11 protein-coding genes are annotated in these 14322 nt (G+C 60.6%); 3 read left to right on the forward strand and 8 right to left on the reverse strand.

The annotated features are described in order from the left end of the window. Nucleotides 1-14: 14 nt before the first annotated feature. A complete protein-coding gene (gene plsB, locus AACY02_RS01980) occupies nucleotides 15-2516 on the reverse strand; it encodes a glycerol-3-phosphate 1-O-acyltransferase PlsB (protein ID WP_339430529.1) in 2502 nt (833 codons plus the stop codon). 238 nt (nucleotides 2517-2754) lie between these two features. Here plsB and AACY02_RS01985 point away from each other — a divergent pair, with 238 nt between their 5' ends. Both AACY02_RS01985 and AACY02_RS01990 read left to right on the forward strand, forming a co-directional pair. After that, nucleotides 2755-2964 carry a cold-shock protein gene (locus AACY02_RS01985; RefSeq protein ID WP_095189383.1) on the forward strand — a complete coding sequence of 70 codons (210 nt, stop codon included), beginning with the start codon at nucleotides 2755-2757 and terminating at the stop codon, nucleotides 2962-2964. 334 nt (nucleotides 2965-3298) lie between these two features. Further along, nucleotides 3299-5089: a hypothetical protein gene (locus tag AACY02_RS01990; protein ID WP_339430530.1), complete on the forward strand. Its 1791-nt coding sequence runs from the start codon at nucleotides 3299-3301 to the stop codon at nucleotides 5087-5089. A 53-nt stretch (nucleotides 5090-5142) separates the two neighbouring features. Here AACY02_RS01990 and AACY02_RS01995 read toward each other — a convergent pair whose 3' ends face one another. The 4 genes from AACY02_RS01995 to AACY02_RS02010 all read right to left on the reverse strand — a co-directional run bounded on the left by AACY02_RS01995 (nucleotide 5143) and on the right by AACY02_RS02010 (nucleotide 10388). Next, on the reverse strand, nucleotides 5143-5520 hold the full coding sequence (locus AACY02_RS01995; RefSeq protein WP_339430531.1) for a hypothetical protein: 378 nt from the start codon (nucleotides 5518-5520) through the stop codon (nucleotides 5143-5145). 75 nt (nucleotides 5521-5595) lie between these two features. After that, entirely contained in the window at nucleotides 5596-6405 is an 810-nt protein-coding gene (locus tag AACY02_RS02000) for a putative RNA methyltransferase (protein ID WP_339430532.1), read from the reverse strand. Continuing rightward, nucleotides 6405-7556: a succinyl-diaminopimelate desuccinylase gene (dapE, locus tag AACY02_RS02005; RefSeq protein WP_339430533.1), complete on the reverse strand. Its 1152-nt coding sequence runs from the start codon at nucleotides 7554-7556 to the stop codon at nucleotides 6405-6407. The genes AACY02_RS02000 and dapE overlap by 1 nt, the downstream gene beginning before the upstream one ends. A 240-nt stretch (nucleotides 7557-7796) precedes the next feature. After that, nucleotides 7797-10388 carry a glycosyltransferase gene (locus AACY02_RS02010; RefSeq protein ID WP_339430534.1) on the reverse strand — a complete coding sequence of 864 codons (2592 nt, stop codon included), beginning with the start codon at nucleotides 10386-10388 and terminating at the stop codon, nucleotides 7797-7799. A 220-nt stretch (nucleotides 10389-10608) separates the two neighbouring features. Between AACY02_RS02010 and tcdA the strand changes: the two genes are divergently transcribed. Then, the gene (tcdA, locus tag AACY02_RS02015) at nucleotides 10609-11421 is read left to right on the forward strand and encodes a tRNA cyclic N6-threonylcarbamoyladenosine(37) synthase TcdA (protein ID WP_401160484.1); all 813 of its coding nucleotides are present in this window, start codon (nucleotides 10609-10611) and stop codon (nucleotides 11419-11421) included. Between the two features lie 82 nt (nucleotides 11422-11503). Here tcdA and AACY02_RS02020 read toward each other — a convergent pair whose 3' ends face one another. From AACY02_RS02020 to dapD, 3 genes are all read right to left on the reverse strand, one after another. Next, on the reverse strand, nucleotides 11504-11908 hold the full coding sequence (locus AACY02_RS02020) for a SufE family protein (protein WP_339430536.1): 405 nt from the start codon (nucleotides 11906-11908) through the stop codon (nucleotides 11504-11506). Further along, complete coding sequence (locus AACY02_RS02025; RefSeq protein ID WP_339430537.1) at nucleotides 11905-13110, reverse strand: aminotransferase class V-fold PLP-dependent enzyme; 1206 nt, start codon at nucleotides 13108-13110, stop codon at nucleotides 11905-11907. The genes AACY02_RS02020 and AACY02_RS02025 overlap by 4 nt, the downstream gene beginning before the upstream one ends. 149 nt (nucleotides 13111-13259) lie before the next feature. Continuing rightward, the gene (gene dapD, locus AACY02_RS02030; RefSeq protein WP_339430538.1) at nucleotides 13260-14294 is read right to left on the reverse strand and encodes a 2,3,4,5-tetrahydropyridine-2,6-dicarboxylate N-succinyltransferase; all 1035 of its coding nucleotides are present in this window, start codon (nucleotides 14292-14294) and stop codon (nucleotides 13260-13262) included. Nucleotides 14295-14322 lie beyond the last annotated feature (28 nt).

A 14322-nucleotide genomic window follows, 5' to 3' on the forward strand; every position in this document is an offset into this window, starting at 1 on the left:
CCACAGGGTTTTCATCAGGTCTCGGGCGGTGTGGCGACTTGGTCGGCCGCATCTTCACTGCGATGCAGCGCCACCTGACGGATCGACAAACGAATGTCCGCCGGCAACACGCGTTTGGCCGCACCTTCGGCCAGTTCGCCGAGCAGTTCGTGGTAGCTCAATTTGCCCGCTTCGTCGCGGCGCAGCACGTCGAGGTCGAGCAGGGTCTGGATGAAGTGGCGGAACAGGCTCTTGTCGAAAAACTCCGGGGCGTTGAGGCCATGCAGGATCGACAGGCGCTGAGCCATGACCGTGCAGAGGTCTTCCAGTTCTTCGGCGCTGACGGCGTTCTGGCCGGCGTTGAGCAGCAGCGACACGGTCATGTAGAAACGTTGCAGGGTCTGCGCAATGCTCTTCGACAGCAGCGTCAGCAACACGAAATGCCGCGAACTTGGCGCCGGACGCAGGTACACCTCTTTCTCGAAACGCAGCAGACCTTGCTCGACAAATGCTTCCAGCCACTGATCGACCACTGCATCGAGCTCGTCCAGGCTCCAGCGGATGAACAGCTCCGACTGCAAGTACGGATACAGCGCGCGGGTGTAGCGCAGGATCTGTTCGCGGCTCATGCGCGAGGTGCTCTGGAAGAAACTCGCCAGCAGCGCCGGCAGGGCAAAGATGTGCAGCACGTTGTTGCGGTAGTAGGTCATCAGGACGGCGTTCTGCTCGTCCAGATAGAGAATCTTGCCCAGCGCATCGCTTTGCTCGGACAGCAGGTCCATGTCCTTCACATGCTCGATCAGCGCACGGCCATCACCTTCCGGCAGGGTGGTGTGTGGCGAGTACGGGACTTTGCGCAGCAGGGCCAGATACAGATCCAGCACGCGCGCCATGGCCCGATCGTCCAGTGCCAGGCGGCTGGTCGACAGAAGCGCCAGTGCCACCAGGTTGACCGGGTTGATCGCTGCCGCTTCGTTGAGGTGCTGGGCGACTTTCTCTCCGAGGCGATGGGTGGTCGCGTTGAGCCACGCGGGTTTGTACTGCGGGCCAAGTTCCTGTTGGCGCCAGCCCGGTTGCTCGGCATCGAGGAATTGCGCCAGTTTGATCGGTTCGCCGAAGTTGACGGCCACCTGACCGAAACGTTGCTTGAGCGCGCCGATGACTTTGAAGATGTCGAAGATCGACTCTTTCTTCTTGCTCGCACCCCGCAGTTCGCCCAGGTAGGTGCGGCCCTCCAGCACGCGTTCATAACCGATGTACACCGGCACAAACACGATCGGCATGCGCGAGGAGCGCAGGAAGCTGCGCATCGTAATCGCGAGCATCCCGGTTTTCGGTTGCAGCATGCGCCCGGTGCGCGAGCGGCCGCCTTCGACGAAGTATTCGACCGGGAAACCTTTGGTGAACAGGGTGTGCAGGTATTCGTTGAACACCGAGGTGTACAGCGGATTGCCCTTGAACGTGCGGCGCATGAAGAACGCACCGCCACGGCGCAGCAGGCTGCCGATCACCGGCATGTTGAGGTTGATCCCGGCGGCGATGTGCGGCGGGGTCAGGCCGTTGCGGAACAGCAGATACGAAAGCAGCAGGTAGTCGATGTGGCTGCGGTGGCACGGCACGTAGATCACTTCGTGACCCTGGGCGACCTTCTGCACGCCTTCGATGTGGTTGACCTTGATGCCGTCGTAGATCTTGTTCCAGAACCAGCTCAGCACCACTTCGAGGAAGCGGATCGCGGTGTAGGTGTAGTCCGAGGCGATCTCGTTGCCGTAGCGCAGGGCTTGGGCCTTGGCTTTTTCCGGGGAGATGTTTTCGCGCTCGGCCTCATCAAGGATCGCTTGCTTGACCAGCGGCTGATTGAGCAGGCCTTTGACGAGGTTGCGGCGGTGGGAAATGTCCGGGCCGATCACCGCCGCTTTGAGGTTGCGAAAGTGCACGCGCAGGATGCGCTGGGCCATGCGTACGGTGCGCTCGTGGCCCTTGTTGTGTTCGATCAGCTCGCGCAAGTGGATCGGCGCAGAGAATTGCACACGGGTTTTACGCCCCAGCACGATGATGCTCAGCAGCCGGCGCAGACGTCCGGTGACCGCCCAACTGTCGGCGAACAACAATTTCCACGGGCTCGACTCGCTGTCCGGCGACTGCCCCCAGAACACGCTGACCGGGATGATTTGCGCATCTTCGGCGGCGTTCTGGGTGAGGGCGCTGACCAGGCGGGTCAGGGTCGGCGGCGCGCCGCGTTTGTCCTGACGGCCGAGCCAGTCCGGGTCTGGCGTCAGGTAAAAGAACGCCGCCGGTTCGATCAACGAACCGATCGACACCGGCAGCACCGGGCGAGGCAGGCCGGCCTTGGTGCACTCGGTATCGACCACTGCCAGGTCGGTGAGCGATGGGTTTTGCAGGACGTAGAACACCGGACGACTGCGGTCGAGGTTGAGGGTGAACGACGACTGATTGATCGTCTCGGAGCGAACCCAGAGGTACAACAGTCGGCGCAAGGTGCCAAACACAAGACGGCGGAACGGGGAACGGGTCATACGGCTTCTGCGTGAGTGAATAAAACCGAGCGTTTGCTCGGGCGGTCGACAGTTTGCCGGATTCATCGAAAATCGGCAAAAAAGCGGCGAAGTAATCTCCTGTTGAGACTTTTCGCTCCTGTCATATACTCGGCGGTCTGTCGCCGGGGCCCTTTTATGGACGTCGGACGCAGGCTGACGTTCCTCAAAGGCTTTCCTGCGAAAAGCCTGTTCAATAATAAAAAAGGAGTATGAACAGATGGCAACACGTGAAACCGGAAACGTGAAGTGGTTCAACGACGCCAAGGGCTACGGCTTCATTCAGCGCGAAGACGGGGTGGACGTGTTCGTGCACTACCGCGCGATTCGCGGCGAAGGGCATCGGTCGCTGACCGAAGGCCAGCAGGTCGAGTATGCGGTGGTGACAGGTGACAAGGGTTTGCAGGCTGAGGATGTTGTAGGCCTGTAAATCCAGGATCAAAAGATCGCAGCCTTCTGCAGCTACTACAAAAGCTGCTGCAGGCTGCGATCTTTTTTTGGGTGTGAAATCTCATCCAACGCTGCGCTGTATGAATAAACACCCTGTCAGATCTGACAGTAGACAGCTTTTGTTCTCACGGCTACTTTCGCGAAAACGTGCCTTGGAGCCAGTATTTTCGCGGCTCTACCTACGCGAGAGGAAAGCGGTCATGTGGAAAGGTATTTCGATTTTGCTGGTCTTGGGGCTTTTCGGGTGCTCAGGTCAGACGACCTCCGAAAATGCTTCTCCGGAACCGCTCGCTCGCGCAATGACAGGTCTGGCATTGCCACAACAAGAATCAGGTATTTCGGCGGCGCAGCCCGCGATATTCAAAGTGGTCGACGCGCCGGGAGGCGAGTTGAATGTCGATACCCTCGGCACAGAGGCCACTGTTCAGGTGAATTATCCGAGTCAGGCGCCTAGGGACACCGTCGGTGTGCGCCTGACCGGTGTGGCGTTGCGTGATGCGCCAATCCAGACCGTGTCCACCGTGGGCACGCGAACCTTCAAGTTGCCCAAAGCCTGGATCAGCGAAAACAAGGGGCGTACGGTCAACCTGACTTACACCTACAAGGTCGGCGGTGTCGGAAATCTGATTACCTCGTCCCCACTGAGCATCCGCGTGGTCAGCGCGCAGGGCCAGAGTGTGTTCAAGGTGGTCGAAGCCCCGACGGGAGAGTTGAATGCCGATACGCTCGGCACCGAAGCCAACGTACAGGTCAGTTATCCGAGCCTGGCGCCAAAGGATACTGTCGGTGTGCGCCTGACCGGTGTGGCGTTGCGTGATGCGCCAATCCAGACCGTGTCCACCGTGGGCACGCTGACCTTCAAGTTGCCCAAAGCCTGGATCAGCGAAAACAAGGGGCGTACGGTCAACCTGACTTACACCTACAAGGTCGGCGGTGTCGGAAATCTGATTACCTCGTCCCCACTGAGTATCCGCGTGGTCAGCGCGCAGGGCCAGAGTGTGTTCAAGGTGGTCGAAGCCCCGGCGGGCGAGTTGAATGCCGATACGCTCGGCACCGAAGCCAACGTACAGGTCAGTTATCCGAGCCTGGCGCCAAAGGATACTGTCGGTGTGCGCCTGACCGGTGTGGCGTTGCGTGATGCGCCAATCCAGACCGTGTCCACCGTGGGCACGCTGACCTTCAAGTTGCCCAAAGCCTGGATCACTGAAAACAAGGCACGTACGGTCAACCTGACTTACACCTATAAAGTGGGCGGTGTCGGGAATCTGATCACTTCATCTCCCTTGCCGATCAAGGTGACAGGTGTTGCCGCTCCGGGCGACGGCCCACGGGTTGCAAATGAGTTGAACGTACAATATTCGACGACCAGTAATACCTGTCCGAGCAATTCCAGTCTGGGAGCATGGTACTGCGCCGGGGTACTGATTCGCACAGTTGATGATTCGACGGCATTTCATGCCTGGAACCCTAGTCCGGGCGCCGAAAAACTAGGCGGGGTGTCATTCAGCTACATGAAGACGGGTATTGGCATGAATCAACTGCAAGGTAGTCGAACCCAGGGTTTTGTTCTGGAAACGGGGCAGAACTTTACCGTCAATGGGGGCTACCCGCTTCAAGTCCTGTGTTCATACCCCTACGATGGGGGCACTTTGATTCGTAGTGCAGCCGGCTGCGGGGCTGCGAGCAATTTCCCGAGCAGCAGTGTTCCATGTGCTGCTCAAGGCCTCACGACACTGACGACCTGGCGTGCGCACTTCCGGCAGTATCCAGCCAGCAGCACCAACCGCTATCACCATCAATGCAGTTTCGGTGTGGATAGGGCGGGGTTCGCACTCAGTTTACTTTCGCGGGAAAATCCAGCGGGTGAACTGGCTTCGTGGCGACAAAACGAGGTGATGATTAAGACCTGGCCGCAGAACATTTCGAATCTGCCGATCAAGGCGTTCATCTACTTCAATACTGCGAGCCGGGCGGTCGGTGTGGAAGGAGCGAAGAATATTCAGCGGGACTTCTTGAAAACGACAGGTAGACGTATTCCTGTCATTAAAGTCTCGCCCCATGCAGCGAACATCTTCAGTTACTCCGATGCCGATCAAGGGATCTAGGACAAAAAATCGGGCGCCATATCCGTCGTGGGACAGATATGGCGCCGGGTTGTTCAGGCGGTTTTCCAGGTGATCTCTTCTTCACCATCAGCGCTGATGCGCATCCAGCGATCCGCCGTTTCCTCGCCTTCTTCCTCGACCCACGTCCCCGGTGCACAACGCACTTCGACGTTCAGCGCAGCAAACGCGGCGCGGGCGCAGGCGATGTCGTCGTCCCATGGGGTCGCATCGCTTTCCAGGTACAGGCTGTTCCACTTGCCCACGGCTTTGGGCAGCCAGGTCACCGGGATGTTGCCGGCCTTGCACTTGTAGGTCTGGCCTTTCTGTACCCAGTCGCTGCACGGGCCCAACGCTTCACCGAGCCAGGCGGAAATGGCTTTGTGGTCGACGTCGGCGTCTTTCAGGTAAATCTCGATATCCGGTTGGCGCATGGATGTCCTCACTGCGGGTCTGAAAAATCCATTCGCGGATTTAGCCGGCCCCGGGCACTTGCCCGAGACCAAAAGTTATTGAAGAACGAAATAATCGTAGCGCATCGACACGGTGGTCACGAACGGCTCGGCCTGTTCGATCACCGCCGTGCGGCGTTCGGCACTGGCGCGCCAGCCGTGGGGTGTCATCGCCAGGAGGTTGGCGCGATCCTCGGGTTTGTCCAGCGTCAGCTTGAACTCCAACGTCTCACTGTGTGCCAGTGCCATGCCTGACGGCACCAAGGCCAGATGCTTGTCGTCGGTGTATTCGCGAACCTCGTCGTAAAGACGTTCGCGCAGTTCCATCAGATGGCCGCTGGTCGGGCCGACTTTCATCAGGCCGCCGCCGACGCTGAGCAGGCGCTTGGCCTCTTCCCAGTCCAGCGGACTGAAAACGCTGGCGAGAAACTGGCAACTGCCCGCCGCCAATGGCACGCGGGCCATGCTGGCGATCAACCAGGTCAGTTGCGGATTGCGTTTGCAGGCGCGCTTGACGGCTTCGCGGGAGATGTCCAGCGCGTAGCCATCGGCATCCGGCAGGGCTTCGGCGATTTGCGCGGTGTAGTAACCCTCGCCACAACCGATATCGACCCAGCGCGCCGGTGCGTAACTCGCTGCCAGCTCGGCCAGACGCTTGGCCACCGGCGCGTAATGCCCGGCGTTCAAGAAGTCGCGGCGCGCCTCGACCATCGCCTGATTGTCGCCAGGGTCGCGGCTGTTTTTGTGCTGCACCGGCAACAGGTTCAAGTAACCCTGGCGCGCACGGTCGAAGCGATGCCCGGCGGGGCAGACCACGCCGTTGTCTACCGCGTTCAGCGGCTCACTGCAGATCGGGCATGCCAGCATCAGGCGAGCAACTTGATCAGGGTCTGGTAGTAGATCTCGGTCAGCACGTCGAGATCGGCCGCCAGCACACGCTCGTTGACCTGGTGAATGGTTGCGTTGACCGGGCCCAGCTCAACGACTTGGGTGCCCATGGTCGCGATGAAACGGCCATCGGACGTGCCGCCGCTGGTGGACGCCTTGGTCTCGCGGCCGGTGATGTCCTTGATGCTCGACGACACCGCGTCGAGCAGCGCGCCCGGCTCGGTGAGGAACGGCAGGCCTGACAGCGCCCAGTCGATGTGCCAGTCCAGATCATGCTTGTCGAGGATGTCGGCCACGCGCTTTTGCAGGCCTTCAACGGTCGATTCGGTGGAGAAGCGGAAGTTGAACACCGCCACCAGATCGCCCGGAATCACGTTGGTCGCGCCGGTGCCGGAGTTGACGTTGGAAATCTGGAAACTGGTCGGCGGGAAGAAGTCGTTGCCGTGGTCCCAATGCTCGGCGGCCAGTTCAGCCAGGGCCGGCGCCGCGAGGTGAATCGGGTTCTTCGCCAGATGCGGGTAGGCGACGTGGCCCTGAATGCCTTTGATGGTGAGTTTGGCGCCAAGCGAGCCGCGACGGCCGTTTTTCACCACGTCGCCCACCAGTGTGGTGCTCGACGGTTCGCCGACGATGCACCAGTCCAGACGCTCTTTGCGCGCCGCCAGACGCTCAATCACAGCCTTGGTGCCGTGGTGCGCCGGGCCTTCTTCGTCGCTGGTGATCAGAAACGCGACCTTGCCCTTGTGATTCGGGTAATCGGCAACGAAACGCTCAGCGGCCACGGTCATCGACGCCAGGCTGCCTTTCATGTCTGCCGCGCCACGGCCGCAGAGCATGCCGTGTTCATCGATCACCGCATTGAACGGATCGATCTGCCAGGCGGTCACCGGGCCGGTCGGCACCACGTCGGTGTGACCGGCGAAGCACAGCACCGGGCCGTCGTTGTTGCCGTGGATGGCCCAGAAGTTATCCACATCTTCGATGCGCATCGGCTCCAGCGTGAAACCGGCATCGCCCAGGCGCTGCATCATCTGCTTCTGGCAATCGGCGTCGACCGGCGTCACGGACGGACGGCGGATCAGGTCGATGGCGAGTTGGAGGGTCGGCGAAAGGTCGGCGTGGGCCGTCATGGAGAACTCCGAAGATCATGAATGTGGGCGCGGACTAAATGTGGGAGCGGGCTTGCTCGCGAATGCATTGTGCCAGTCAACATCAACTTTTAATGACACACCGCATTCGCGAGCAAGCCCGCTCCCACAGGGATACAGTCCGGTCAGTCAGACCGCGTATCACGCCAAGCCCCGCAAAATGGCGGTTATCTTAAAGCAAAACGGCGACCATTGGCCGCCGTTTAGTGCATCGATGAGTATTTAGACGACCGGTGCCGGCTCAGGCGTCGCGGCAGGTTTTGGCAGTGACGACAGGAACGCCATGATCAGCGCCGCCAGATACGGCAGCGACTGCACCAGCAGCATCGCCACCCAGAAGCGCATGTCGTTGCTCGGAATGCCTTGCACCAGGAAGATCCCCAGCGCCGCGCCCCACAACAGCAGCATGATGAACAATTCTTCCCGTGCTTCGGAAATCGCTACCCAGAAGCCGTGGTTGTCGGCGTTTTTCGGTGTGCGGAAGAACGGAATACTGCTGGTGAAGAAGCCGTACAGCACCGCTTTGGCGATGGTGTGCGACAACGCCAGCCCGGCCAATGCCGCGCAGAACGCATCCTTGAGGTTCACGCCCACCGCGCGGCGATACAGGAAGATGATCTTGCCGACCTTGAACACGAACAGCGCCAGCGGCGGGATTGCGAAAATCAGCAGCGGCGGGTCGACCCGTTGCGGCACGATGATCATCGCCGCCGACCACAACAAAGCGCCGATGGTGAAGAAAATGTTCATCCCGTCCGCGACCCACGGCAACCAGCCCGCGAGGAAGTGGTAGCGCTGGCCGCGAGTCAGTTCGGTGTCCTGGCCGCGCAGCAGACTGCGGGTATGGCGCTTGATGATCTGGATGGCGCCATAGGCCCAGCGGAAACGCTGCTTCTTGAAGTCGATGAAGGTGTCCGGCATCAGACCTTTGCCGTAGCTGTCGTGGTAATACGCCGCCGACAGGCCTTTTTCGAACACGCGCAGACCCAGTTCGGCGTCTTCACAGATGCACCAGTCGGCCCAGCCCAGTTCTTCCAGAACCGAGCGACGGGTCATGGTCATGGTGCCATGCTGGATGATCGCGTCACGGTCATTACGGGTGACCATGCCGATGTGGAAAAAACCTTTGTACTCGGCGTAGCAGAGTTTCTTGAAGGAGCTTTCGTTCTGGTCGCGATAATCCTGCGGCGACTGCACCACGGCGATTTTCGGATCGGCGAAGTGCGGCACCATGTGCTTGAGCCAGTCAGGGTGCACGCAGTAATCGGAGTCGATCACGGCGATCACTTCGGCGTCCTTGGCGGTGTGCGGGATCAGGTAGTTCAGCGCGCCGCCCTTGAAACCTGCCAACGGCGCTACATGGAAGAACTTGAAGCGCGGGCCGAGGGTTGCGCAGTAGTCGCGCACCGGTTCCCACACCGCCGGGTCCTTGGTGTTGTTGTCGATGATCAGGACTTCGAAGTCCGGATAGTCGAGGTTGGCCAAGGCGTTGAGGGTCTGTTTGACCATCTCCGGCGGCTCGTTGTAGCAGGGCACATGGATCGACACTTTAGGTCGGTAGTCCGAATCGCCGATCACCGGCAGGAATTCTCGTCGGCGCTTGTGAGTCCACACCGCTTCGGCCAGTTCATGCGCCTCGGTGAGCAACACGATGAACACCCCGAGCGCACCCAGCGCCAGGAGGAAACCCACCGTCAGGCTGAACCAGGTGCTGTATTGCTGGCTGTAGTCGTAACCGATCCACACCAGAACCGAACCGCAGAGGAACGCGATAAAGGTCAGGAAGGTACGGCCACGCTGGCGCAGGGCCGAGCCGTCGATCATCAGCAGCGTCAGCGAGAGCAGCGCCAGCACCACCGAACCGATGGCCAGCACGCGCCATTGCGGAATCGCCACCACTGGGCCTTCAAAGTTGAATTTTTGCTGACGCGCCGCGTTGAACACGCCCCAGTACGCGCCGACCGACCCCTCGTCACTGGCCTTCCACGGCTGATCAAAGGCTTCGATCACGAAGTAGTTGAAGCCCTGGCGGTTGAGTTTGTTGACCAGCGTGCGCAGGTAGATCGCCTGATCCGCCGGCGACGCGTCGGCGCCACCGCGCATGCGACCGTTGCTCGGCCAGCCCACTTCGGACAGCAGCAGCGGTTTTTTCGGGAACATCTTTTTCAGGTCGCGGGCACGGTCGAAAACGAACTGTCCGGCCTTGTCGACGGGAATGAATTCCCAGTACGGCAGCACGTGCGCGGCGATCAGGTCAACGTGCTTGGCCAGTTCCGGGTGTTCTTCCCAAACGTGCCATTGCTCGGAGGTGGTCACCGGCACTTTCACGGCTGCGCGTACGCGATCAAGCAACACGCTCAGTTGCTCGGCAGTGATTTCCTTGCGGAAAATCGCCTCGTTACCGACCACCACCCGAACCACGCTGCGCGAAGTGTTGGCCAGTTCGATGGCGCGCTGGATCTCCCGCTCGTTACGTTCCTGATCGGGGCTTATCCAGATCCCGAGGGTCACGCGTAAACCGAATTCTTCAGCCAGTTTCGGGATGTCTTGCAGGGAGCCGTCGACCGAGTAGATGCGGATGTTGTCCGTCAGCTTGCTCATGATCTCCAGGTCGCGGCGCATCTCCTCATCAGACGGATACTGATCCTTCTGTGGGTATTGTCCCTGCTGAAATGGCGAATAAGAGAAACCGGCGATCTGCTCCGGCCAGTTCGGTGCAGAAACCGGGCGATTGATCAGCGCCCAGAAACCGGTGAACAGGGCGGCGATTGCCAGAACCACCACCAGGTTGAGTCCAAATTTACGCGATGACATAGCTGTTTCGGGTTCCAAAGGCTGTGGAACGGAGGATCGGTCGGCTGTACGCCAGAGGGGCGCGCATCCTACACCGGCAGTTCGCCAGTCGTACATCGGACAGGGAAATGACTGACATTGGGCAACCGGCGTTGACTTAAGTTCTTACACTTGTAGCTTGAAGCTTAAAACTTGTCGCTGCGTAGCCCTATAATGCGCGCCGGTTTTTGGGGTAATGGTCATGAGTACAGAAGATCCACGGTTTGCAGGCATCGCCCGTTTGTATGGCATCGAAGGCCTGGAGCGTCTGCGCGCCGCCCATGTGGCGATCGTCGGCGTCGGCGGCGTCGGTTCCTGGGCGGCGGAAGCCATGGCCCGTTGCGGCGTGGGTGAAATCTCGCTGTTCGACCTGGACGACGTCTGCGTCAGCAACGCCAACCGGCAGTTGCATGCGCTGGACAGCACCGTCGGCAAACCCAAAGTCGAGGTCATGGCCGAGCGCCTGCGCGGGATCAATCCCGACTGCACCGTGCACGCGGTGGCGGATTTCGTCACCCGCGACACGATGGCCGAATACATCACGCCAAACATCGACTGCGTGATCGACTGCATCGACGCGGTCAACGCCAAGGCTGCGTTGATCGCCTGGTGCAAACGCCGCAAGATCCAGATCATCACCACGGGCGGCGCGGGCGGGCAGATTGACCCGACGCTGATTCAGGTCTGCGACCTGAACCGCACGTTCAATGATCCGTTGGCCTCGAAAGTGCGCTCTACGTTGCGCCGCGATTACGGTTTTTCGCGCACCGTGACCCGTCACTACAGCGTGCCGTGCGTGTTCTCCACCGAACAACTGCGCTATCCGAAGCCTGACGGCAGCATTTGTTTGCAGAAGAGCTTTGTCGGCGACGGCGTCAAACTGGACTGTGCCGGTGGATTTGGCGCGGTGATGATGGTGACGGCGACGTTTGGCATGGTCGCGGCAACCAAGGCTGTGGACAAGCTTGTGGCGGGTGTTCGGCGCCCGGCTGACCGAGTCAAACCTCAGGTTTGATGCAGAGGCTGATGGCCCCTTCGCGAGCAAGCCCGCATTGGGATGCGTTCCCCTGTGGGGGCAAACTTGCTCGCGAAGGCGATCAAACAGCCAACGCATTCATCCGCTTGAGCACGGCATTCAAGCCGTTACTGCGCGACGGTGAAAGCTGGCGCGAAAGCCCCAACTGGCTGAACCAGTCCGGCAAATCCACCTGCTGCAATTCATCAGCAGTCAACCCGTTGACCCGCACCAGCAGCAACGCCACCAACCCGCGAATCATCCGCGCATCGCTGCTGGCGCTGAATTGCCAGTAACCGTCCTGCAGTTTGCCCACCAGCCACACTTGGCTTTCACAACCATGCACCCGGTTGGCATCGTTTTTATCCGCATCGCCCAGCGGCGGCAGACGATCACCGAACTGCATCAGCAACCGCGCCCGCTGTTCCCAACCGGCAGCATTCTGAAAGGTTTGCAGCGCTTGCGCGGCGGCGATCGGCAGGCTCATCGCAACAATTCCAGCGCCTGATCCAGCGCTTCAAAAAAGCGCTCCAGATCTTCGGAGTCGTTGTACAGCGCCAGCGATACGCGAATCGCCCCAGCGAGCTCGAAGCTTTTGAGCAGTGGCATGGCGCAGTGATGCCCGGCGCGCACGGCAATGCCTTGCTCGGTGAGCAGGTGCGCCAGATCGGCGTTGTGCACGCCTTCGACGACAAAACTGGCCAGCGCCAGTTGCGGCGAGCCCAGCACGCGAATGCCGTTGCGAGCGGCGAGGCCGCACAGCAGATAATCATGCAGCGCCGCTTCGTGAGCAGACACCGCGTCCTGATCCAGCCCAGCCAGATAATCGAGGGTCGCCCCGAGGCCGATCACACTGGCAATCGGCGGCGTGCCCGCCTCGAAGCCCAGCGGAGCAGGGCGGAAGCGCGCGTCGTGATAATTGGCTTCCAGCACCATTTCGCCGCCGAACTGCCACGGCTTCAGGTGTTCAAGCGCCTTGTTGCGCCCGAACAACACGCCGAGGCCATCAGGGCCATACAGCTTATGGCTGGAAAACACATAGAAGTCGCAACCGAGGGCCTGCACGTCCTGCCGACCATGTACCACGCCCTGGGCGCCATCGACCACGGTCAGGGCGTTTTGCGCCTTGGCCATGGCCAGCAACGCGGGCAGTGGTTGCCAGGCGCCGAGCACGTTGGACAACTGACTGACCGCCAGCAATCGGGTGCGCGGGGTGATCAAACGCACCGCCGCCGCGAGGTCGATCAAACCGTCGTCATCCAGCGGCAGGATCACCAGTTTCAGATCGCGACGTTGCGCCAGTTGCTGCCACGGCAGCAGGTTGGCGTGATGCTCCAGGGCGCTGATGACTATTTCATCGCCCGGATGGAAAAGATGTTCCAGGCCATAAGCCAGGAGATTCAGCGCACTGGTGGCGCCGTGGGTGAAGATGATCTGCCCGCTGTCACCGGCATTGAGCCACTGGGCAACCTTGAGGCGACTGTCTTCGAACGCTTGCGTGGCATGGGCGCCGGGCAAGTGCTGCGCACGGTGCACATTCGCTGCACCGTTGGCGTAGTAATGCGCCAATGCGTGGAGCAGGGCCTGGGGTTTTTGCGTGGTGGCGGCGTTGTCCAGGTAAGTCTGGTCTTGCCGTTGCAGTGCGGCGATGGCCGGGAAGTCGGCGCGCCACGGGGAGGGAATCATCATCTGTTCAGCCCTGTGAATTTGGGCGGGGTTTACGCCAGACCCTGCGGGAGCGGGCTTGCTCGCGAAAGCGTAGTGTCATTCAGCACTGCTGTTGAGTGACAGGACGCCTTCGCGAGCAAGCCCGCTCCCACAGGGGATCGGGTGGCTGCTTAGTTGTGAGCGTGCAGCGCTTCGTTCAGTTCGATGGCCGACTTGTGGGTTTTGCACTCCACGGCACCGGTTTGCGAGTTGCGACGGAACAGCAGGTCAGTCTGACCGGCCAGCTCGCGGGCCTTCACCACCTTGACCAGATTGTTGTGCTCGTCCAGCAGCGCCACCTTGGTGCCGGCGGTCACGTACAGGCCCGACTCGACGGTGTTGCGGTCGCCCAACGGGATACCGATACCGGCGTTGGCGCCGATCAGGCAGCCTTCGCCGACCTTGATCACGATGTTGCCGCCGCCCGACAGGGTGCCCATGGTCGAGCAACCGCCACCCAGATCCGAACCCTTGCCGACGAAGACGCCAGCGGATACACGGCCTTCGATCATGCCCGGGCCTTCGGTGCCGGCATTGAAGTTGATGAAACCTTCATGCATGACGGTGGTGCCTTCGCCCACATAGGCGCCCAGACGCAGGCGCGCGGCATCAGCGATACGTACGCCGGCCGGAACGACGTAGTCGGTCATTTTCGGGAATTTGTCCACCGAGAACACTTCCAGCAACTCGCCACGCAGACGGGCTTCGAGTTGCATTTCGGCCAGTTCGCTCTGGTCGATCGCGCCCTGGCTGGTCCAGGCAACGTTTGGCAGCAGCGGGAAGATCCCGGCCAGGCTCACACCGTGCGGCTTGACCAAGCGGTGGGACAGCAGGTGCAGCTTGAGGTAAGCCTCTGGCGTCGACGTCAGTTGTGTATCTTCGGCCAGTACGGTGGCGACCAGCGGCTTGTGGCTCTCGGCCAGACGGGTCAGCAGTTTGCCTTGAACGGCGTCGATGCCTTTGACCGCTTCAGCCAGTTGCGCAGCCTGCGCGGTGGTGAAGGTGATGGCCTGGTTGCCTTGGGTGTAACCGAGGATCGGCGCAACAGCCGCGACCAGTTCTGCCGACGGGTTGAGCAGTGGCTGTGCGTAGAACACTTCCAGCCATGCGCCTTGACGGTTTTGTGTGCCGACGCCGAAGGCGATGCTGAACAGGGAGTTGGACATGTGAATACCTCTAGCAATAAGTGACGGG

This window comes from Pseudomonas sp. EA_65y_Pfl2_P78 (assembly GCF_963970495.1).
Lineage (GTDB): Bacteria > Pseudomonadota > Gammaproteobacteria > Pseudomonadales > Pseudomonadaceae > Aquipseudomonas > Aquipseudomonas baetica_A.